General features: G+C 67.9%; 14 protein-coding genes. 5 read left to right on the forward strand and 9 right to left on the reverse strand.

Annotation, left to right across the window (positions count from 1 at the left end; all coding sequences use genetic code 11):
* Nucleotides 1-21: 21 nt before the first annotated feature.
* The 6 genes from D5S08_RS03705 to D5S08_RS03730 all read right to left on the reverse strand — a co-directional run bounded on the left by D5S08_RS03705 (nucleotide 22) and on the right by D5S08_RS03730 (nucleotide 9,875).
* Nucleotides 22-993 carry a glycoside hydrolase family 43 protein gene (locus D5S08_RS03705; protein ID WP_121115681.1) on the reverse strand — a complete coding sequence of 324 codons (972 nt, stop codon included), beginning with the start codon at nucleotides 991-993 and terminating at the stop codon, nucleotides 22-24.
* Nucleotides 994-1,010: 17 nt separating this feature from the next.
* Nucleotides 1,011-1,460, reverse strand: a complete 450-nt coding sequence (locus D5S08_RS03710) for a tRNA (cytidine(34)-2'-O)-methyltransferase (protein WP_121115683.1) — start codon at nucleotides 1,458-1,460, stop codon at nucleotides 1,011-1,013.
* Between the two features lie 90 nt (nucleotides 1,461-1,550).
* A complete protein-coding gene (locus tag D5S08_RS03715) occupies nucleotides 1,551-5,213 on the reverse strand; it encodes a TonB-dependent receptor (RefSeq protein ID WP_121115685.1) in 3,663 nt (1,220 codons plus the stop codon).
* A 337-nt stretch (nucleotides 5,214-5,550) separates the two neighbouring features.
* A complete protein-coding gene (locus D5S08_RS03720; RefSeq protein WP_241557208.1) occupies nucleotides 5,551-6,861 on the reverse strand; it encodes an MFS transporter in 1,311 nt (436 codons plus the stop codon).
* Nucleotides 6,862-6,912: 51 nt separating this feature from the next.
* A complete protein-coding gene (locus tag D5S08_RS03725) occupies nucleotides 6,913-8,361 on the reverse strand; it encodes a mannitol dehydrogenase family protein (protein WP_206610278.1) in 1,449 nt (482 codons plus the stop codon).
* Nucleotides 8,358-9,875 carry a UxaA family hydrolase gene (locus tag D5S08_RS03730; RefSeq protein ID WP_121115687.1) on the reverse strand — a complete coding sequence of 506 codons (1,518 nt, stop codon included), beginning with the start codon at nucleotides 9,873-9,875 and terminating at the stop codon, nucleotides 8,358-8,360. The genes D5S08_RS03725 and D5S08_RS03730 overlap by 4 nt, the downstream gene beginning before the upstream one ends.
* Before the next feature lie 67 nt (nucleotides 9,876-9,942).
* Here D5S08_RS03730 and uxaC point away from each other — a divergent pair, with 67 nt between their 5' ends.
* The 3 genes from uxaC (at nucleotide 9,943) to galA (ending at nucleotide 14,950) form a co-directional block, all read left to right on the forward strand.
* Nucleotides 9,943-11,358, forward strand: coding sequence for a glucuronate isomerase (gene uxaC, locus D5S08_RS03735; RefSeq protein ID WP_121115689.1), 1,416 nt, complete (start codon nucleotides 9,943-9,945; stop codon nucleotides 11,356-11,358).
* Nucleotides 11,359-11,373: 15 nt separating this feature from the next.
* Nucleotides 11,374-12,402, forward strand: coding sequence for a LacI family DNA-binding transcriptional regulator (locus tag D5S08_RS03740; protein WP_121115691.1), 1,029 nt, complete (start codon nucleotides 11,374-11,376; stop codon nucleotides 12,400-12,402).
* Nucleotides 12,403-12,472: 70 nt separating this feature from the next.
* Nucleotides 12,473-14,950, forward strand: a complete 2,478-nt coding sequence (gene galA, locus D5S08_RS03745; protein ID WP_241557209.1) for a beta-galactosidase GalA — start codon at nucleotides 12,473-12,475, stop codon at nucleotides 14,948-14,950.
* A gap of 44 nt (nucleotides 14,951-14,994) precedes the next feature.
* On the opposite strand, the gene D5S08_RS03750 is transcribed toward galA, so the two are convergent.
* Complete coding sequence (locus tag D5S08_RS03750; protein WP_121115693.1) at nucleotides 14,995-15,891, reverse strand: AraC family transcriptional regulator; 897 nt, start codon at nucleotides 15,889-15,891, stop codon at nucleotides 14,995-14,997.
* Nucleotides 15,892-16,044: 153 nt separating this feature from the next.
* On the opposite strand from D5S08_RS03750, the gene D5S08_RS03755 reads away from it, so the two are divergent.
* The gene (locus D5S08_RS03755) at nucleotides 16,045-16,770 is read left to right on the forward strand and encodes an SDR family oxidoreductase (RefSeq protein WP_121115695.1); all 726 of its coding nucleotides are present in this window, start codon (nucleotides 16,045-16,047) and stop codon (nucleotides 16,768-16,770) included.
* A gap of 21 nt (nucleotides 16,771-16,791) precedes the next feature.
* Here D5S08_RS03755 and D5S08_RS03760 read toward each other — a convergent pair whose 3' ends face one another.
* Nucleotides 16,792-18,390, reverse strand: coding sequence for a rhamnogalacturonidase (locus D5S08_RS03760; protein WP_175578865.1), 1,599 nt, complete (start codon nucleotides 18,388-18,390; stop codon nucleotides 16,792-16,794).
* A gap of 199 nt (nucleotides 18,391-18,589) precedes the next feature.
* Here D5S08_RS03760 and D5S08_RS03765 point away from each other — a divergent pair, with 199 nt between their 5' ends.
* Entirely contained in the window at nucleotides 18,590-19,984 is a 1,395-nt protein-coding gene (locus D5S08_RS03765; protein ID WP_162301918.1) for a glycoside hydrolase family 88/105 protein, read from the forward strand.
* 6 nt (nucleotides 19,985-19,990) lie between these two features.
* Here the strand turns inward: D5S08_RS03765 and D5S08_RS03770 are convergent, their stop codons facing one another.
* Entirely contained in the window at nucleotides 19,991-20,629 is a 639-nt protein-coding gene (locus tag D5S08_RS03770) for a TetR/AcrR family transcriptional regulator (RefSeq protein WP_162301919.1), read from the reverse strand.
* Nucleotides 20,630-20,716 lie beyond the last annotated feature (87 nt).

Raw genomic sequence — 20,716 nt, forward strand, 5'->3', positions numbered from 1 at the left:
AGCGTGCCCGTTTGCGAAGCCTCAGCCAAGCCCCGCGATCAGCGCCGCCGGTGCGCGCACGATCGTGCCATGGCGCGCCTCCGGCGGCATGGAGATCGCGGCCGAGGCATCCTCCCACCGCACCAGGTCGCGCGAACGGGCCGCGCCCCAGCTGCCCTCGCGATACCGGTCATAGACCACATAGGTCCATTCGCCGATCTGCACGGTGGCCGGCCCTTCCACCCAGTCGGGGGAGAAAGGAGCGGACAGTTCGCCGAACGGCCCCGTCGGCGACGCAGCGCTGGCGATCCGCAGATGCTTCTTCTCGGGCACCAGCGTCTCGTCCTTGACGATCAGGTGCAGGCCCAGCGTGGGGTGATCGTGGAAGGTGCCGTCGATCACGCTGAAGCCCGGATCGAACAGCAGCTGCGGCGGCGACACATCGCGGAAGTCGCGCGTGGTCGCGTAATACAGCCGGTGGTTCCAGGCATCTTCCGATGTGCCCGCGGTTTCCGGAAACCGGCCGGTCACCGTGCTGGACCAGAACAGCATGAAATGCCCCGCGCGCGCATCCCAGATCATTTCCGGCGCCCAGACATTCATCGCGCCGGGCACACCCGCCATCACCGGAATGGCCCGCTGCGGCGACCAGTTGATCAGATCGTGACTGGTCGCATGGCCCAGCGTCACCCCTTCCCAGGCGGTGGTCCACAACAGGTGCCAGGGGTCGCCCGCATTCGGCCCGCGCAGCAGGAACGGGTCGCGCATCAGCCGGCGTTCGCCAACCTCCGGCGCCAGCAGCACCGCGCCGTTGCGTACTGCCCTGTAGGTCAGCCCGTCCGTGCTGATCGCCAAGCGCAGCCCGTCGGCCTCTCCCCGTCCGCTGGTGAAGTAGCTGAAGACGAAACCGCCGGCAGCGCTGCCGGCACGCGGTGCATGGGCGCAGCCGGTGCCGGCCAGCATGGCGGTGCCGAACAATCCGGCGGCGGCCGTGCGGCGGGTCATCATGGTCATGGCAGTCCTTCGCGTGGTCAAGGCAGGGTGGCAGTCTGGCGCAGCCCCTCGCCCAGCGCCAGCGCGGCGGAGGTGGCGAGGTTCATGGACCGGACCTGTGGCCGCATGGGAATGCGCAGCCGCGCATCGCAGATGTCGGCGATGGTGCCGGGTACGCCGGCGCTTTCCTTGCCGAACAGCAGCACATCGTCAGCGCGGTAGGTGAACTCGTAGGCCGACTGCACCGCCTTGGTGGTGAACAGCACCAGCCGCGCCGGGCCGACCGTGGCGTGGAATGCCGCGAAATCGACATGGCGGGTGACGGTGACGTGATCGATGTAATCCATGGCGGTGCGGCGCACGCGGCGATCGTCCCAATGGAAGCCCAGCGGCTCGATCAGGTCCACCGCCGCACCCATGCAGGCGCCCAGCCGCAGCACGGCCCCGACATTGCCGGCGATCTCCGGTTCGAACAGGGCGATGCGCATGGGCCTCTCGGTAACGGGGTGTCGGCCGAGAGGAAAGGGCGCCCTCCGCTGGCGGAAGGCGCCCCCTGTCTCACACGGTCCGGTTGGCGATCAGCTGCCGAAGCGGAACCGCACGCCCGCCATGAAGCGGCGGCCGCCATAACGCAGGCGGTACACCTTGGGCGTGCCGTCGGCGAACTGCTGGTAGTCGCCGGCGCTCTCCGTCTGTGCTTCCTTGCGCAGGTTGCGCCCTTCCACATAGACCTGGAACATCGGGTTGATGTTGTAGGCCAGCTTGGCATCGATGAAGGTCGTCCCATCGATGAAGCGCGGGTTGCCCGGGCTGTAGCCGCTGCCCGCCAGACGGACATTGGTCCACTGTTCGCCCGGATAGTTGAAGTCGATATTGTTGCCACCGCACGGCGTGATGCAGGCAAAGGTCGAGGTGCGGTTCTGATAGGTCACGCGGGCCTGGAACTTGCTGTCATCATACCACAGCGAAACGTTGGTGGTGTACTTCGATTCGTCGGGCACGCCCATGATGTCGCCGGTCAGCGGATCGCGCTGGCCGGTGGTGACGGCGGAGGACAGGATCGCGAGGTTCGCATCCGCGCCGGTGTGACGGAAGATCCACGGCAGGAAGGTGAACGCCGTCTTGGCCTGGAACTCCCAGATATCGCGCGAATAGCCAGGACCATCGGCAAAGGTCGGGATGGTGAAGGTGTAATCGGACAGCGGCAGGCCGGTGCCCGGATCGATCTGGTCGCTGCCCTGGAACGGGCGGGCATCACGCTGCACGCCGATCGGGTTGCCGACGCTCACATCCAGCCGCCCGAAAGTGGCCGACAGCAGCGTGTCGCGGTTGGGGTACCATTCCAGGCTGGCATTGTAGCTCCACGCCTTGAACGGGCTCAATCCCGGATTGCCGACGCGGCCGCCGCAACCAAAGTCGCTGTTGCCGTCCAGCACGTCGCGTTCGTCGATCGTGCAGGTACCGCTGGCGACCAGGTTGTTCATGTTCGGCAAGGCGATGGTCTTGCCGCCATAGGCGCGCAGCACCACCGTCTCGTCGAACGCCCACAGGTTGAGGTTGACGGTGGGCAGCCAGTCGCTGGTGCTCGCATTGATGGTGGTGTTCTGCGAGAACGTGCGGGTCGTGATGCCGCCGGGGGCATTCGGGGTCAGCGGGTTGTAGCTTGGGGTGACCTGGATCGATTCCAGCGTGAGGAATCCGGTGCCCTTGACGTCCCGCATCACGCCGCGGATGCCCATGTTGCCGTTGAACACCAGGCCCAGCGGCAGGTTGTCCAGTTCGAAGTCGAACATGGCATACACGTTCTTGATCGTTTCCTGGATGCTGGTGACCGGCTGGGCATAGACCTGCCCGTCGCTGCCGACGCACTCCTTCAGGCAGTCGAAGTTCATGAAGTTGTTGGCTTCCAGCGCGCCGAACAGCTCGTCCACCCGGATGCCGGTCCAGCTGGGCGGCAGCGAACCGCGGTTGGGCAGGTCGCCGAAGTAAGCGGAATCGGGGCCGTCGGCTGTGTCGATGAACAGCTGGCGCAGCTCGTCAGCCGTCAGCGTGGTCACACCTTCGCGATTGAGGGCGGGGTTGGCATTGGGGACGAAGCCGTAATTGCAGTCCACCACGCTGGTCGCAGTCGGCTCGCAGGCGCGCAGCGACCCACGCACAATCGCCCGCGGCACTGTCACCGCCGGGATGTAGCCGGGCTGACCGAAGGAGCCGACGGCGCTTGCCGCAGTGTAGCCACCATTGTTCCAGCGATCGACCTCGTTCCGGCGATACATCGCCCCCATCTTGAAGCGGGTGAAGAACGGAACCTCGTCATTCACCAGATAGGACACGTCCAGCTTGGCGATCTTTTCCGACGCCTCGCCCAAGGCGGGGGTGTAGGACACGCCGAAATTGGGCGTGGTCAGCGGCAGCTGCGCCTGGGTGTAAGCCGGGGTTGCGAGATTGAACTCCCCGGCCGCAACCTCGCGCTGGGCCAGGCAGTTGGGCGGCGGCACGGCGGCGCCGATGCACGGCGCGGGGTTCAGCTGCACGAAATTGTTCGGGTCGGTATCGTCGTAGTCGGCCGGCAGCTGGATATCCCACAGCCCGTTGGGCTGTAGCGCCAGTGTCGCGTCGCCGTACTGGTAGGAGCGGGAGAAGCGCTTGTCGTTGCGGCTGGTCGTCGCCTTGGTCATGCCGACGAAGGCTTCGATCTCCCACGTCTCGCCATAATAGTTGGTGCCTGCCTGGACGTAGCTGGTCTTCGTATCGATGATGTTGGAGATCTGGTCGATGTTGACCGAATTGTTCGTCAGCGTGAAGTTGGTGAGGTTGTGCGCTTCGTCCACCACCACGCTTTCCGGCCGCACGTTCAGCACGTCGCCCAGCACCGGATTGTTCTCGAACGAACGGATGCCGTAATCCGGGTTGAACAGGAAATAGCCCGGGGGCGCATTGGGCGACACTTCGCGTGTGCCGGGCTGTCCGCCGACACCAGGTGTGGTGACGAAGGTGCCGCCGACATTTTCCCCGAACAGGGTGACCGGCGTGCGGCTGCGGAACTGGTCGTCCACGCGGCGATTGGCGATCGTGCCCTTGGCGAAGACCGTCCATTCCGGCGTGATCTCGAAATCCAGTCGGCCGTCGATCGAGTAGCGCTCGTCCTCCTGCGTGTTGGTGAAGTTGCGGATCAGCGAAGGCGCCTGATCATACCACTGCGCCTGGCAGGACCGCTGTTCCAGCGTGCGCTGGTTCTTGGCCGCGTTGGTCGCATCCGCCGCCAGGAACGGGATCAGTTCGAAACATTCCGCCTGCGTATCGGCGGCGATCATCCTTTCCAGCAGGGTACGGGGCGTGAAGGTGCTGCTGGCGAAAGGCACGTCCGCCTGGTCGGTGCCCAGCGTGTCCAGATTGTATTCGAAGGTCTTTTCCGGCGACCCGTCGAAATCGTAGAAGCGCGAATAGCCGCGATTGCCGCTGGTGGTGGTCTCGTAATTGTGGCCGTTGTTCTGCAGCTTGGTGTAGGTGCCGCTCAGGATCACGCCCAGCCGGTCGTCGAAGAACTGGTTCGCGACAACGGCGTTGAAGTCCGGCGTGTAGTCCTTGCCCAGCGAGTTCTGCGTCACGCCGGCGCGGGCGGTGATGAACAGGTCGTCGAAGTCCAGGCCGGTGCGGGTCTTGATCTGCACGGTGCCGCCGATCGAACCTTCGGTCATGTCGGCGGTGGAGCCCTTCACCACGTCGATGCTCTTGACCAGTTCCGCCGGCAGTTCGCGCAGATCCGCGCCGCGACCGCTTGAGGTTGAGCCAGTCAAAGAGTTGGTCGACTGCACGCCGATGCCGTCCAGTTCCACGCGGGTCAGGTCCGGCCCGTTGCCGCGCACGGCAATGGCCTCGCCTTCGCCGAACTCGTTGCGGCTCAGCGCCACGCCGGGAATGCGGCTGATCGCCTCGTTCACGTTGCGGTCGGGAAAGGAGCCGATGTCGTCGGCCACGATGGAATCGGTCGCGGTGCGGGCGTTGCGCTTGCGGTTGTTGGCGCTCTGCTGGCTTTCGCGCGCGCCGCTGACGATGATCTCGTCGCCGCCGCCGGCCGCATCGGCCACCGTGTCCGGCGCCGGATCGACATCCTGCGTCACGCTGCCGGTCACCACCGGCGAACCTGCCTCGGTGCCCGGTGCCGCCTGTGCCAGCGCCTGCCCGCTGCCTGCCGCCAGGGCGAGCCCCAGCACCGCCCAGGACGCCGTCGCCTGCGCCATCAGACGCAATTCCACTCTCCGCATTCTCTCTCTCCCCTTTTGTTCCGTTCGCGACCGGAAGCCGGCCGGGGCAGTTTTCTGCCTCGCTCGTCTGGAGAATGATGGCGCCTTGCCATTGCGCAGGTCCTGACCGCGGTCCCCACGACCGCTGCCGGACGGCAACCCTCAATCCCCTGTGCGACTCTTGTCCCGTTTGTATGACAAACGAGGCCGGGAAAGGCTACGAAAATATGAGACGTCACTTCGCCATGTGGAATTGCGTCCGCAGGGCGACAATGAAAACGCCCGCCGGCCTGGGGGCCGACGGGCGCGAAAAAGGCCTTGGAAGGAAGTGGCGTCAGGCCGCCGAGCGGTCCGGGATGCGCGGGACCAGCAGGTGGATCACGCCCAGCGCCACCAGGTAGACGCTGCCCGCGACCGCGAAGACCGGCCAGTATGTGCCGGTCGTATCCAGCACCCAGCCGGTGAACTGCGCCATGAACATGCCGCCGATCGCGCCGGCGGTACCGCCGATGCCGATCGCGCTGCCGATGCCGCTTTGCGGGATGGTGTCGGATGGCAAGGTCAGCAGGTTGGCCGACCAGGCCTGATGCCCGGCCGCAGCCAGCGCGATCAGCGCCACGGCGCCCCACAGGCTGTCGACATATTGCGCAAAGACCACCGGCAACACGAACAGGGCGCACAGCAGCATGGTCAGCTTGCGGGCCTTGTTCTGGCTCATGCCGCTGCGCATCATGCGCATGCTGCTCCACCCGCCGGCGACGCTGCCGATATCCGCCACCAGATAGATCGCGACGAGCGGCGGGCCGAACTGCGCCAGCTCCAGCCCGTGCCGGCGGTTGAAGAAGTCGGGCAGCCAGAACAGGAACAGCCACCAGATCGGATCGGTCAGGAACTTGGCGCTGGCGAAGGCCCAGGTCTCGCGCATGCGCAGCACGGCCAGCCAACCGATCTTGGGCGGCACGCCGACCGAAGTGGTGGCGGACGCCGCGGAGATGGCGGGCGCCTCGATCGCATTTTCCGCCGGGGCGGGCGGCGCGACATGGGCGGACTGGTCCACCGGCGGGTTGCGGTACAGCACCAGCCAGGCGACCAGCCACAGCATGCTGACGGCGCCGGTGATGATAAAGGTCCATTGCCAGCCATAGGCGATGGTCAGGATAGGGACGAGCAGCGGCGTGATGATCGCGCCGATATTGGAGCCGGCGTTGAAGATGCCGGTGGCAAAGGCGCGCTCCTTCGGCGGAAACCACTGTGCCACCGCCTTCAGGCTGGCGGGAAAGTTGCCGGACTCACCGATGCCCAGGGCGAAACGCACGGCGGAGAACCCCGCCACCGTGTTGACCAGGCCATGCGCGATATGCGCGCCGGTCCACACCACGAAGGCGATGGCATAGCCGGCCTTGGCTCCGATGCGGTCGATCGTGGCGCCGAAGCCCAGGTAACCGATCGCATAGGCCGCCTGGAACCACAGCACGATGTTGGCATAATCACCTTCGGTCCAGCCGAATTCCTCCTGCAGCGTCGGCTTCAGCAGGCCGATCATCTGCCGGTCGACATAGTTGATGATCGTCGCCGCCAGCAGCAGGCCGACAATCACCCAGCGGTAACGCCGGCCTTGTGCCGCCCCCTGTTCGATCGTGTTCACCAAAATCCTCTCCCTTGTCCCGTCCCGAAAACGCCGCCCCGAAACGTCGGGTCAGCCGGCCATTTTCAGCAGGCTGTGCGTGGCATTCCTGTTCACCATCGCCGCATGGGCCTGCTTCAGCGCGGTCACGAATTCCGCATCGCCGGCCAGTTCGCGCGGGAACACCGCCTGGCAGGCCAGCAGCCCTTCGATGTCACCCGCCGCCGCCAGTGGCGCGAGTTGGTCGCCCAAGGGATCGACCAGCCGGTCGCCCTCTCCCCGCGGAAGTGCCAGGAAGCGGAACCAGGCCGCGATCGGCACTGCCAGCCGTCCGGTCGGCAAGCCGGCGCGGCGCCGGTCGGCCACGGTACCCAGGATGCGGAAGGGCAGCTTCTGCGACCCGTCCCAGGCGATCTGCGCCAGCAGGTGGCGGATCGCCGGATTGCGGAACCGGTCCAGCACGCTGTCGGCATATTCCGCCAGCTCCATGCCCTCCAGCGGGCGCAGCGTGGGGGCGATATCCTCGTGCATCATGCGGGCGACAAAGGCGCTGAGTTCGGCATCGCCCATCGCATCGGCCACCGTCTCGTGACCCAGCAGCACGCCCAGATAGGCCAACGTCGAATGCGGCCCGTTCAGCAGGCGCAGCTTGGCCTCCTCGAACGCGGCGACATCGCTCACGAACTGCACGCCGGCCGCCTCGAAGGGCGGGCGGGCGCCGCGGAAATCGTCTTCCACCACCCATTGCGTGAACTGCTCGCGCTGGATCGGCCAGGCGTCGTCCAGCCCGGTCGCGGCCGCCACCTGCTCGCGCACGGCATCGGTCGTGGCGGGCGTGATCGAATCCACCATGGAAGACGGAAAGCTGACATTGTTCGCGATCCACGTCGCCAGCCCGGCATCGCTGGCCTCGGCATATTCGCGCACCGCCCGGCCCAGCCGCGCCCCATTATGCGCCAGATTGTCGCAGGACAGCACGGTCAGCGGTCCGCCGGCTTCTGCCTTGCGCCGGGCGAGGCCCGCCACCAGCCAGCCGATGAAGGTGGTGGGCTTGCCCCCCGCCAGCTCCGCCGCGATGCTCGGATGGTTGGTGTCCAGCCCGCCATCGGGCGAGAGGCAGTACCCCTTCTCCGTCACGGTGGAGGTCACCAGCTGCGTCGTCGGCGCGGCCAGCCGCTGCAGGATCGCCTCGCCATTCTCGCGCGCGTTCAGCAACTCGGCAATCGAACCGATGATCCGGTACTCGGGTTGGGCGGACAGCAGCGCCAGCACATACAGCCCGTCCTGCGGGCGCAGCGCGTCGGCGGTGCCGGTGGAATTGAGCGCGACTTCGCAGATCGACCAGCGCGGATCGCTTTCCAGCACGGCATCGGCATAGGCGGCCTGATGCGCCCGGTGGAACGCCCCGGGGCCGAAATGGACGATACCGGGGGTGCGCCCTTCCAGCTGGTAGGCGGGCGCGGCGGTGCCGGGCGTCCGCTGGTCCAGCGTGGCGCGCGACAGGCGGGGGGTTCCGTTCACAGGGTCACGCCTCGTTTCCAGATGGCAATATCACGCTCCTCATGCACTTCGTTGCGCGCCGGTTCGCCGCTGGCGACCGCGCAGATCTTGTCCAGCAGCGCCTCCGCCGTGGCGTCCATGCCCCCAAGCGGGCCGGGGTCGAGCACCGATCCAGCATCGAAGTCGATCCAGTCGGGCTTGCGGCCGGCGAGACCATGATTGGTGGCCAGCTTCATGGTCGGCACCGGACTGCCCAGCGGGGTGCCGCGGCCCGTGGAGAACAGCGTCAGCGTGGCGCCGGCCGCGGCCAGCGCGGTGGTGGAGACGGCATCGTTGCCGGGCGCCTCCAGGATGGTCAGGCCGGGCCGGCGCAGCCGCTCGCCATAGCGCAGCACGTCGACCACCTCCGCACGGCCGCCCTTCTGCACCGCGCCGAGCGACTTTTCCTCCAGCGTGGTGATCCCACCCGCGACATTGCCCGGGCTTGGATTCTCGCTGATCGGCTCCCCATGGCTGAGGAAGTATGCCTTAAAGCCGTTCACCAGATCGACCAACGCATGGAACGTGCCTTCATCCCGCGCACGGGCCATCAGCAGGCGCTCGGCGCCGAACACTTCGGGGATCTCCGTCAGCAGCGCGGTGCCGCCGGCTGACACGACCGCATCTGCGGCGCGGCCGATCAGGGGGTTGGCGGTCAGGCCACTGAAGCCGTCCGACCCGCCGCATTTCAGACCTAGCCGCAATGCCGACAGGCCGACATCGGTACGCCGGTCGGCGGCGGCCTGCTCGACCAGCTCGTCGATCGCGGTCGCGCCTTCGCCCATCTCGTCCACGCTGAACTGCGCGCCCAGCGTGCGCATCCGGGCGCGATAGGGTTCGGGGATGCGCTCGATCAATGCGGATAGCTGGTTCTCCTCGCACCCCAGCCCCAGCAGCAGCACGCCGCCGGCATTGGGGTGGCAGGCCAGCGATGCCAGGATACGGGCGGTGCCGTCCAGATCATCCCCCAGCTGCGAACAGCCGAACGGATGGGCAAAGGCCAGCACGCCATCGATGCTGTTGCCGTGGCGCTTGTTCGCCTCCGCCGCCAGCCGCTGCGCCGTGCGGCCGACGCAGCCGACCGTGGGAATGACCCACACCTGGTTGCGCGTGCCCACGCTGCCATCGGCGCGTTCGTAGCCGGCGAAGCGCCAGCGGTCGGCGGCGACCGGCGGCAGGGGGAACTGCGCCGGTTCGTAGCGATACGGCTCCTCCCCCGACAGATTGGTGTGCACATTGTGGCTGTGCACATGCGCGCCGGGCGCGATGCCCTGCGTCGCGCTGCCGATCGGCCAGCCATAGCGCAGCACCTGCTCACCCGCGGTCAGGCCCACCAGCGCGATCTTGTGCCCTTGCTCGATCGGTTCGCTGGCGGAGATGCGTCTGCCGGCAACCTCCACCACTTCGCCGGCGGCGATCGGGCGCAGCGCGACGGCGACATTGTCGCGTCCGTCGATCTGCACGGCGGCGAGGTTCAATTGGTCGATAACACTCATTTGCAGCGTGTTATCATTTGTGCCAACGCTGGCACAAGCGGCCATACAGCCATTATGTGAGGAAATCATGCGTTCACTGGTGTTGCACGAAGATCGCCTGCTCCCCGCCGATCCCGGCACGCGGGCCATTGCACGGCAATTATATGCCGGCATCGCCGACCTGCCGATCGTCAGCCCGCACGGCCATACGGACCCGGCGTGGTTCGCCACCGATGCGAACTGGACCAACGCCACCGAACTGCTGCTGGCGCCCGACCATTACCTGTACCGGATGCTCTATTCGCAGGGGATCGCGATGGAGACGCTGGGCGTGCCGGCGCATGGCGTGGCCCCCGCGCATGATCCGCGCGCGGCATGGCGCCTGTTCGCCGAGCATTACCACCTGTTCCGCGGCACCCCGTCGCGCATGTGGCTGGACCATGCCTTCGCCACCGTGTTCGGCATGGAGGTGGCGCTGGAGGCGGAGAGCGCGGACCTTTATTACGACACCATCACGCAGCAGCTGTCGACCGATGCGTTCCGCCCGCGCGCGCTGTTCGACCGGTTCAATATCGAGTTCCTGGCCACCACCGAAGGCGCGCAGGACAGCCTGGCCCATCACGAGGCGATCCGCGCCTCGGGCTGGAACGGCCGCGTCGTGTCCACCTATCGCCCCGATGGCGTGATCGATGTGGAGCACGAGGCGTTCCGCCCGGCCATGGCGCGTTTCGCCGAACTGACCGGGGAAGATGTGTGGAGCTGGCAGGGCTACCTGGCCGCGCATCGCAAGCGTCGGGCCGACTTCCGCGCCATCGGCGCCACCGCCACCGATCATGGCTTCCTGACGGCGCAGACCGCCAACCTGTCCGCCACCGAAGCCGAGGCCCTGTTCCGCAAGGTCACGGGCGACAACTGGACCCCGGCCGATGCCGAACTGTTCCGCGCACAGATGCTGACGGAGATGGCCGGCATGAGTGCGGAGGACGGCATGGTGATGCAGATCCACCCCGGCGCCTACCGCAACCACAATGGCGGCCTGTTCGCCAGCCACGGGCGCGACAAGGGGGCGGACATCCCCATGCGGACCGATTACGTCAGCGCGCTGAAGCCGCTGCTGGACCGGTTCGGCACCAGCACAACCCTGTCCATCATCCTGTTCACTTTGGACGAGAGCACCTATGCCCGCGAGCTGGCGCCGTTGGCCGGGCATTATCCGTGCCTGAAGCTGGGCCCGTCCTGGTGGTTCCATGACAGCCCAGAGGGGATGCGCCGCTTCCGCGAGATGACGACGGAGACCGCCGGCTTCTACAACACGGTCGGCTTCAACGACGATACGCGCGCCTTCCTGTCGATCCCCGCGCGGCACGACGTCGCCCGCCGGGTCGATTGCGCCTTCCTGGCGCGGCTGGTGGCGGAACACCGGCTGGAGGACTGGGAAGCCGCGGACCTGGCGTTCGAGCTGACCAACGGGCTGGTCCGGCGCGCCTACCGCCTGAACGACTAAGGCAGGGCAACCGGCGTGAGCGGCGCGCCCACCATTGTCGATGTGGCGGCGGCGGCGGGCGTGTCGGTCCGCACGGTGTCGCGCGTCATCAACCGTTCGCCCAAGGTGGGGGCGGCGACGCGCGACGCGATCGAGCAGGTAATCGCCAGCCTGGGCTTCACTCCCAGCGCGCGGGCGCAGGCGCTGGCCAGCGGGCGATCGCAGCTGATCGGGGTGATTCAGGGGGACGAGAACGCCCATGTGCTGGGCGCGATCCAGCGCGGCATCGTGGAAGGCTGCGCCGAGAGCGGGCACGAACTGCTGGTGCGCCCGGCCCGGCTGGCGGATCCGGACATAGTGCAGCAGCTGACCGGTTTCGCCCGCCGATCGCGGGTGGACGGGCTGATCATCCTGTCGCCCGTGTCGGAGGTGCCGGGCCTGCCCGCCGCGCTGTCGCAGCTGGGTGTCCCGGCGGTCGCGCTCGCCAGCCGGCAGCTGGCCGGCTATCCCACCGTGCTGGTGGCGGACGATGCCCGGGCGACCGCGGCGATGGGCGCACATCTTGCCGGGCTGGGTCACCGCCGCATCGCGCTGGTCACCGGCCCGGCGGGCCGCGCATCGTCGCAGGAACGCGCCGCCGGATTCACCCGCGGTCTGGGCGACACCGGCATTACGCTCGATTCTCGGCTGATCGTGGAGGGCGACTACACCTTCGCCTCCGGCATGGCGGCGGGCGCGCTGCTGCTGGACGCGCCGCAGCCGCCCACCGCGATCTTCGCCTGCAACGACCTGATGGCCGCGGGCGTGCTGAAGGCGGCGGAGCAGCGCGGGGTGGCGGTGCCGGGCGAGCTGTCGGTCGCCGGGTTCGACGGCACGGATGTCGCCGCGATGGTCAGCCCGCCGCTCACCACCGTGCGTCGCCCCATGCGCATCATCGCACGCCGCGCCACGCAGTGCCTGCTGGCGCATATCGACAAGGCGCCCGCCGCGCCGGTGCAGGACCACATCGCGCTGGAACTGGTCATCGGCGGCTCCACCGGGCCGGTTCCCCAGTCAAGGCGGTGACGAGAGCGCTGGCGCTTGGCCGGGCCTTGGGTTAGCTCGTGATCCGATAATTTACGGGTAGGACAAGCGCATGAGGATCGGCCGACGCAACCTGATGGCAGCGGGCATGGTGGCAGGTGCGGCGCTGCCGCTGGCCGGCCTGTCGCGGCAGGCAGCGGCGCAGACCCGCGCATCCGCCAGCCCGCGCGCCGTGACACGGCTGGCCGAGTGGCGGTTCCACCTGGGCCATGCCGCCGATGTCGAGGCGGATTTCGGCTGGGGCCGCAACCAGCGCACCTTTGCCAAGGCGGGCGCGGCCACGGCGGATGCGGCGCAGGCCGGCTTCGACGACAGCGGGTGGCGCCAGGTGCGCGTGCCGCATGACTGGGCGGTCGAACTGCCCTTCGCCCCGCCGGCGGAGCCTGCGGGCGAAAAGACCGCCGATGCCGTTGCCGCGCATGGCTTCAAGGCGATCGGCCGGGCGCATCCCGAAAACTCGATCGGCTGGTACCGCATCGCCCTGCCGATCGAGGCGGAAGACCGGACCCGCGCCGTGTGGCTGGAATTCGACGGCGTGTTCCGCGACGCGACCGTGTTCGTGAACGGATACGTCGTGGGCACGAACGAGAGCGGCTATGCCCCGTTCGGCGTCCAGATCGGCGACTTCCTGGATTATGACGGCGGGCCCAACGTGCTGGCCGTGCGGGTCGATGCGACGCTGGGCGAAGGATGGTTCTACGAAGGGGCCGGCATCTACCGCCATGTGGACCTGGTGCGCGCCGCGCCGGTCCACGTGCCGCAATGGGGCAGCTATGTGCGCAGCGCGATGGAGCCTGCCGGCGCGCGGGTGACCGCCACGCTGGAGGTGCGCAATGCGGGCGGGGAGGATGCGACCGGCGTGTTGCGCCAGCATGTCGCCGGGCCGGACGGCCGCGTCGCGGTGCGCCTGCCCGACCGGCCGCTGACGGTGCCGGCGGGCGACACGATCAGCGTGGAGGCGGATGCCATGCTGCCCGCCCCGCGCCTGTGGTCCCCGGCGGAACCGGCAATGTACCGCCTGGTCAGCGAAGTGCGCCTGGGTGATGCGGTGGTGGACCGGTACGAGACGCCGTTCGGCGTGCGCCACATCCGCTTCGATGCGGAGCGCGGCTTCCTGCTGAACGGCCAGCCGGCCAAGCTGCTGGGCGTGTGCAACCACCAGGATCACGCGGGCGTCGGCACCGGCATCCCCGACGCGCTGCACCGCTGGCGCATCGCGCAGATGCAGGAAATGGGCTGCAACGCCTGGCGCAGCGCGCACAATCCGCCGGCCGCCGCGCTGCTGGATACGGCCGACCAGATGGGCATGATGATGATCGTGGAGGCGCGCCGCAACAGCAGCGATCCCGTCGCCATGGACGAGCTGGAGCGCATCATGCTGCGCGACCGCAACCACCCTTGCGTGATCGCCTGGTCGCTCGGCAACGAGGAACCGCACCAGGGCACGCAGCGCGGTGCGCGCATCACCGCCGTCATGCAGGACCGGGTGCGCGAGCTGGATGCGACGCGCCCCACCACCTTCGCGCTGGACAATAGCTGGGACAAGGGCGTGGCGACGGTGGTCGACGTGGTCGGCTTCAATTACCGCACCGACCAGATGGACGCGTTCCATGCCGCGCATCCGGACGTGCCGGTCTATGGCAGCGAGACGGGCAGCACCGTTGCCACGCGCGGTGCCTATGCCAACGATCCGGCGGCACAGGTCGTGCGCGCCTACGATACGGAGCATCCCTGGTGGGCCAGCACGGCGGAGGCCTGGTGGCGGATCGGCGCGACGCGGCCGTGGATCGCCGGCGGCTTCATCTGGACCGGCTTCGACTATCGCGGGGAGCCGACGCCCTTTCCCAAGTTTCCCAGCATCTCCAGCTATTTCGGGGCGGCCGATACCTGCGGCTTCCCCAAGGATAACTTCTATTACTATCGCGCCTGGTGGCGTCCGGCCGAGCCGCTGGTCCACATCCTGCCGCACTGGAACTGGCCGGGGCGCGAAGGCGAGCCGATCGAGGTGTGGGTCCACGGCAATACGCCGGAGGTGGAGCTGTTCCTCAACGGAGACTCTCTGGGGCGCAAGCCCATGCCGGTCGACGGCCACCTGGAATGGCGGGTTCCCTATGAACCCGGCAAGCTGGAGGCGCGCGGCATGGACGGCAGGCTGCGCACCGCGCGCGATATCGTGGAAACGGCCGATGCGCCCTACCGGGTGGAACTGACGGCGGACCGGCGGCGGCTGAGTGCCACCGGCGACGATGTGGCGATCCTGCGGGCCGAGATCCTGGACCGGCGCGGCCGGCCGGTGCCCGATGCCGACAATCTGGTGCGCTTCACCGTGCAGGGCCGCGGCACGGTGATCGGCGTGGGCAATGGCAACCCCACCAGCTTGGAGGCGGACCAAGCCAGCGAGCGGCGCGCCTTCCACGGCCTGTGCCAGGCCATCGTGCGCGTCGGCGCGCGCACCGGCACGGTGGTAGTCCGCGCCGAGGCGGAGGGGCTGGAAGCGGGCGAGGTCACGCTGGTGGTCGGCCCGGCCTGATCCACCCGCATCGTCCCGGCCGGGCGGCGGGACAGTGACCCGGCCTATAATGGCGTCAGGATGCTGCCGCTGACCTGCAAGCGCTGGATGTCGCGCCGGGGTGGTGCGCCGAACAGGCGGCCATATTCACGGCTGAACTGTGACGGGCTGTCATAGCCGACGGCGAAGCCCGCCGCACCCGCGCTCGCCCCTTCGGCCAGCATCAGGCGGCGCGCCTCCTGCAGGCGCAGCTGCTTCTGATATTCCAGCGGGGTCATCCGGGTGACCGCCTTGAAATGCTCGTGCAGGGAGGACGGGCTCATCCCGGCCGCGGCGGCGACCTCGCTGATCCTGAGCTGCCGGTCGAACCCGCTGCGGATGGTGGCGATGGCCCGGCTTACCTGGTTCAGGTGGCTGTCCGCCACCGCCATCGCGCGCAAGGCCGGGCCATGCGGGCCGGACAGCAGCCGGTACAGGATTTCCCGCTCGATCAACGGCGCCAGCGCGGCAATGCTCTCCGGCCGATCCAGCAATCGCACCAGCCGGCATGCGGCATCGACCAGATCGTCGTCGCTGCGATAGACCGCCAGCGGCGGCAGTTCCGCCTTCGGCGCGCGGTCCCCCTCCGCCAGGATCAGATCGGCCAGGGCAGCCTGATCGATGTCGATCTTGCAGCAGAGATAGGGCGCATCGCTGCTGGCCTGCGTGACATGGCCGACCAGCGGCAGGTCGACGGAGACGAGCAGGTAGTGCGCCGCATCGTAGGTCAGGTGCCGGTCGTGCAGAGATACCTGCTTGGCCCCCTGCGCGATCAGGCAAAGCGAAGCATCATAGACGGCCGGAACAGGGGCGGTCGGCTCGTCGGCGCGGAACAGCGACAATCGCCGCACTGCGGTGCTGACCATCCCCGTCCTGTGGACGTGACGCTCTATCAATCGGGCAAGTTCGGCGATGGGGTCCATACCGCTCTTGTGTCACTCACCCCCCACGATCCGCAAGCCGGCGGTCCCGCATTCCGGAGGATCGTGCAACAACTGCGGGCGATCGCTCTCACGCCTGCGGCCCGGTGGCGCCATCTGTTGCTGGCCGCGACATGCGACAGGAAAGGAACGATCATGACCAAGAGCATCAACAGGACCGTGCTGATCAGCGGTGCATCCAGCGGCATCGGCGAAGCGACCGTGCGCGAACTCGCCGCTACCGGCGCCCGCCTGTTCATCGGCGCGCGCCGGACCGACCGGCTGGAGGCGCTGGCGGCAGAGCTGGGGCCGAATGTGGCCTGGCACGCGCTCGACGTGACGGATGCGGCCAGCTTCGCCAGCTTCGCCAATGCGGCCGAGGAGCAGTTCGGACAGATCGACGTGCTGATCAACAATGCCGGGATCATGCCGCTCTCCCCCCTTGCCGCGATGAAGCAGGACGAGTGGGCACGGATGATCGACGTAAATATCCGCGGTGTGCTGAACGGCATCGCGGCGGTGCTGCCGCGCTTCGTGGCACAGGGGTCGGGCCACGTGGTCAACGTCGCCTCGATCGCGGCGCATGTCGTCCTGCCGAGCGCGGCGGTCTATTGCGCCACCAAGCATGCGGTATGGGCGATCACCGAAGGGTTGCGGCAGGAGCATGACGAGATCCGCACCACGCTGATCTCCCCCGGCGTGGTCGCGACCGAACTGGGCCATGACATCACGGACCCGGCAATCGCCTCCGCCCTGCAGGAATGGCGGCAGAAGTCGCTCACACCTGACGCCATCGCCCGCGCGATCCGCTACGCCCTGGAACAGCCCGATGGCGTGGACATCAACGAGGTGATCGTCCGCCCGACCGCTGCCAACATGTAGGTGCCCGCACGTCCCGGCGCGTCAGGCGCCGCCGGGACGTGTCTGGTCTGTAGTCTGATCAGGTACGAGCCGCACACCGGAACTGGCGCGGCGCACGATTTCGCCGGGTGCGCGCAGCCCGCTGACGGAAACATCATGGGCATCCTCCAGATGCACCGCCGGCCGGGCGTCGGGCATGGCGGTGGACAGGTCCAGGCCGTCGATCCGCAAGCCCCGTGCATGGCGGACATACAGGCCCCAGGCTGGCGTGGTGCCGAACATGCTCGGCTCGGGATAGGTTGCGCGCTCTTCCGGCACCGCCCGCTCCGCATCCGCCTTCGTGCCGCCACCGCGATAGCGCAGGCGGATGCCCGACAGGTGCACATCCTCCACCGGCGCATCGGGCAGGCCGGCGATGGTGGCGGCAAAGGCGGGGTCGATGTCGGTCGCCTCGACATTGCTGATGGTGACGCCGCGCAACTGTGCCACGCCCGCTCCCGGTGGCGCCCGGCGCCGGTCGCCCAGGCGCAGAAAGATTGGTGCGGTGGTCACCTCCCGCATGGTGAGGTTGGAGACGGTCACGTTCTCCAGCACCCCGCCATCGACGCTTTCCAGCGCCAGCCCGCGGCTGCGTTCGAACACGCAATTGGTGATCGCGACATTCCGGAAGCCGCCGGTGCTTTCCGTGCCGAGCTTGATCCGCCCCGTCATGCCATCGCGATCGGGCGCGAGGGCCTGCGTGCGGCCGTAGGTGCCGTCCAGCACCGTGCCAGGGTCGAAGCCGCTGACGATGCAGTCGCTGATCGCGACGTTCTCCGTGGGTTGGATCTCGGCCAACGCGGCACTGGATTTCAGCACGATGGCATCGTCGTTCGGCGTGTTGACCCGACAATTGCTGATGGTGACGTCGCGGCAGGCATCGATGTCCAGCCCGTCGCGGTTGGTGTCGACCAGCAGATTGTCGATCGTCATCTGCCGCACTCCGCTCGCGAGCAGCGCGAAGTGACCGGCATTGAGCATGCGGAAGTCGCGCAGCAGCACGTTGCGGCAGTTCTTCAGCGCAATCGCCTTGTTGCCCAGCCCGGCCATGCGCGCGATCGCCGCCTCCATCTCCTCTGCCGGACGCGCCGGCGACGGCCCCATGGAGTTTGGCCCGCTACCGACACCACCCTGCCACCGCGCGCCGGGCCCCTGGCGGGTGAGCCCGCGCGTCCCGTCGATCAGGCCGCCGCCCATGATCGCGACATTCTCCAGCCCGTCGCCCCAGATCAGGCTGTTCTGCCAGTGGCTGTGGCCGAAATCCTGGTAGATATCGTGCGCGTTCGGCTCCGGCGGATCGTAGCTGCCGCCGTCCTGCGCCGGATCGGCGGCGACGATCACCGCACCCGGTTCCAGCAGCAGCGCGATGTTGCTGCGCAGCCGGATCGAGAAGCAGAGATAGCGCCCGGCAGGCAGGACGACGATGCCGCCGCCCTTCTTGGCGGCATCCGCAATGACCGCGTTGATGGCGTGATGGTCGAGCGAGCGCCCGTCTCCCTTCGCCCCGGCGCGGCGCACATCCACCGGTTCGGCCCGCGCCGTTCCGTGCAGGAACGGAAGTGCCAGACTGCCCATCAGCACCGTCCGCCGCGACAGGATCATAGTTCCGCTCCCAAGCCGATTATCCTGCCTGTCATGAAGCCCCGCCTGGTGACCGGCAAGCGACGTTTCACCTGATGAAACGCCGCTTTACATTCTGAACTGTTTGCCGGACGTTTGATGCAAGCCGGCGCGACCGGCAGGACGGAGGAGGGAAGGGCGGATCATGCGCAGGCCACGGATGATAGCTGTGCCGGCACGCATGCTGGCATCGGCGCTGGCGATCACCCTTCTGGCATCGCCGGCCGTCGGCCAGAGTGCTCCGCCGGTTGCGGAACGGGTGATCCCTCCGCTGCCGCCGCAAGGCCTGCGCTTCGATCCCGCCGCCCTGCCTGACCGGGCGCAGGTGCTTGCGGTGCTGAACCACACGGCCGCGGCGCAGATGGTGCAGCTGCAGCGCCGCCCGATCCACATACCGGCGACGCTGGCCAATCGCGGCAGCATCAACGTGAACTGGATTTCGGCCACCTACCTGATCGGCCTGGCCCGGCTCGCGCGGGAGCAGGACAGCATCGGCGCGCGGGACTATCTGCGCAGCGTGGCGGAACACTACAATTTCGGCCTGCTGGGCGGTTGGTCCCCGCGCAATATGCTGGATGCCGACAACATCGCGATCGGCGACGTGTACCAGGAACTGTACGCTCTCAGCGGCTCGCCGGGGGAGATCGGCCCGTTGCGCCAGCGGCTCGACTACACCCTGCCCTATCTGCAGATGGAGCCGGAGCCGGCGAAGCTGGTATGGTGGTGGTGCGACGCCCTGTTCATGGCGCCCCCGGTCTATGCCCGGATGGCCGCGCTGACGGGGGACGACCGTTACCTGCACGCAATGGATGAACAATGGTGGCGGATCCATGATCGCCTGTGGTCGTCCGAACACGGCCTGTTCTTCCGCGACGAACGGTTCATCACCCGCACCACCGCCAATGGCCAGCCGGTGTTCTGGGGCCGCGGCAATGGCTGGGTGGTCGCCGGGCTGGCCCGGACGCTGGAGGTGATGCCGGCGGATTTCGCCAGCCGCGAACGTTATCTCCAGGTGTTCCGCACCATGATGGCGCGGATCGCCAGCCTGCAGCGGGCGCAGGACGGGCTGTGGACCACCAGCCTGCTGGACCCGCAGGATCCGGCGGGGCCGGAGACAACCGGCTCGGCCTTCTACATCTACGCGATGGCGTGGGGCATCAATCACGGCGTGCTGGACCGGGCTACCTATCAGCCGCTGGTGCTGAAGGGCTGGACCGGCCTTGCCAGCCTGATCCAGCCCAATGGCCTGCTCGGCCATGCCCAGCGCGCCGGCGACCAGCCGGAACCGTCCGGGCCGGGCGATCATGCGCTGTACGGCACGGGCGGTTTTCTCCTGGCCGGTACGGAGGTGATGAAGCTGGGCCAGGCGGTCCGTGCCCTGCCGGAGGCGGAACTGGTGCGCGATCCCCCGCCTACAGAAACCCGCCTGCCGATCGCCAAGCGTCCGCCGCCTGCCGACGGCACCGCAGAGGCGATGGCCGGCTGGGCCCGTGCCCAGGCCGAGCGGCAGGCGATGATCGATCTCGGCTACGACCCGCTGCTCGATGGCGGCGAGACGCTCGACCGGGAGCGCTGACGCAGATCAGTGCGGCAGGGCGAACAGACGCAGGAAGTAGCCGACAAACCTGTGCACCTCAGCCTGCGTATCTGTGCCATCAGCGGGTTCCACGCCCCACAGGCGCCGGTGGAGGCCGGCCTTGTGCATTCCGGTCAGCAGGCGCGCCATGTCGAGCGCGCCTTCGTCACGCAGACGCCCGGCATCGATCTGCTGCTGGATGTAGGCCGCCAGCGCGCGTTCGACATGGCCAGCCGCCTGGCGATAGAAGATCTGCCCCACCTCAGGAAAGCGGCTGCTTTCCGCCATCACCAGCCGCCATGTGGCGACACCATCGGGCTGTGACAGCCGGTTCATGAAGCTGCGGCAGAAATTGACAAGCGTCTCCTCCAGCTCTCCCGGCGTCAGCAGGTCGGTCTCGATCTGCTGGCGGAAGGAGGCGGTCACGTCCTCGATCACCGCCGCGAACAGCTCCTCCTTGGATCGGAAGTAGCTCCACAAGGTGGCCTTGGAGCCGCCCAGCGTCTTCAGCAGGCCGGACATGGAGGTTGCGGCATAGCCCCTGTCCAGGAAGGACCGGCGCGCAGCCGCGACGATCGCCGCGCGGCGCTCCTGCTGGCGGGGCGTAAGGTCCTGTTCGGAAGGCTGTTTCGCTGCGTCGTTCACAAAGTGTACTATACGGTACATCTTCTGGTTGACAAGTGTGCGCTGCAGCATCATCTGCCCCACCGTACCACACAGTACGGCCAATCA

The sequence above is a fragment of the Croceibacterium ferulae genome (assembly GCF_003660445.1).
Lineage (GTDB): Bacteria > Pseudomonadota > Alphaproteobacteria > Sphingomonadales > Sphingomonadaceae > Croceibacterium > Croceibacterium ferulae.

Bases quoted from the DNA above. Each gene is read 5' to 3' on its own strand.
- D5S08_RS03705 (WP_121115681.1), bottom strand. From the start codon at position 993: ATGACCATGATGACCCGCCGCACGGCCGCCGCCGGATTGTTCGGCACC.
- D5S08_RS03710 (WP_121115683.1), bottom strand. From the start codon at position 1,460: ATGCGCATCGCCCTGTTCGAACCGGAGATCGCCGGCAATGTCGGGGCC.
- D5S08_RS03715 (WP_121115685.1), bottom strand. From the start codon at position 5,213: ATGGCGCAGGCGACGGCGTCCTGGGCGGTGCTGGGGCTCGCCCTGGCG.
- D5S08_RS03730 (WP_121115687.1), bottom strand. From the start codon at position 9,875: ATGAGTGTTATCGACCAATTGAACCTCGCCGCCGTGCAGATCGACGGA.
- uxaC (WP_121115689.1), top strand. From the start codon at position 9,943: ATGCGTTCACTGGTGTTGCACGAAGATCGCCTGCTCCCCGCCGATCCC.
- galA (WP_241557209.1), top strand. From the start codon at position 12,473: ATGAGGATCGGCCGACGCAACCTGATGGCAGCGGGCATGGTGGCAGGT.
- D5S08_RS03750 (WP_121115693.1), bottom strand. From the start codon at position 15,891: ATGGACCCCATCGCCGAACTTGCCCGATTGATAGAGCGTCACGTCCAC.
- D5S08_RS03755 (WP_121115695.1), top strand. From the start codon at position 16,045: ATGACCAAGAGCATCAACAGGACCGTGCTGATCAGCGGTGCATCCAGC.
- D5S08_RS03760 (WP_175578865.1), bottom strand. From the start codon at position 18,390: ATGATCCTGTCGCGGCGGACGGTGCTGATGGGCAGTCTGGCACTTCCG.
- D5S08_RS03765 (WP_162301918.1), top strand. From the start codon at position 18,590: ATGCTGGCATCGGCGCTGGCGATCACCCTTCTGGCATCGCCGGCCGTC.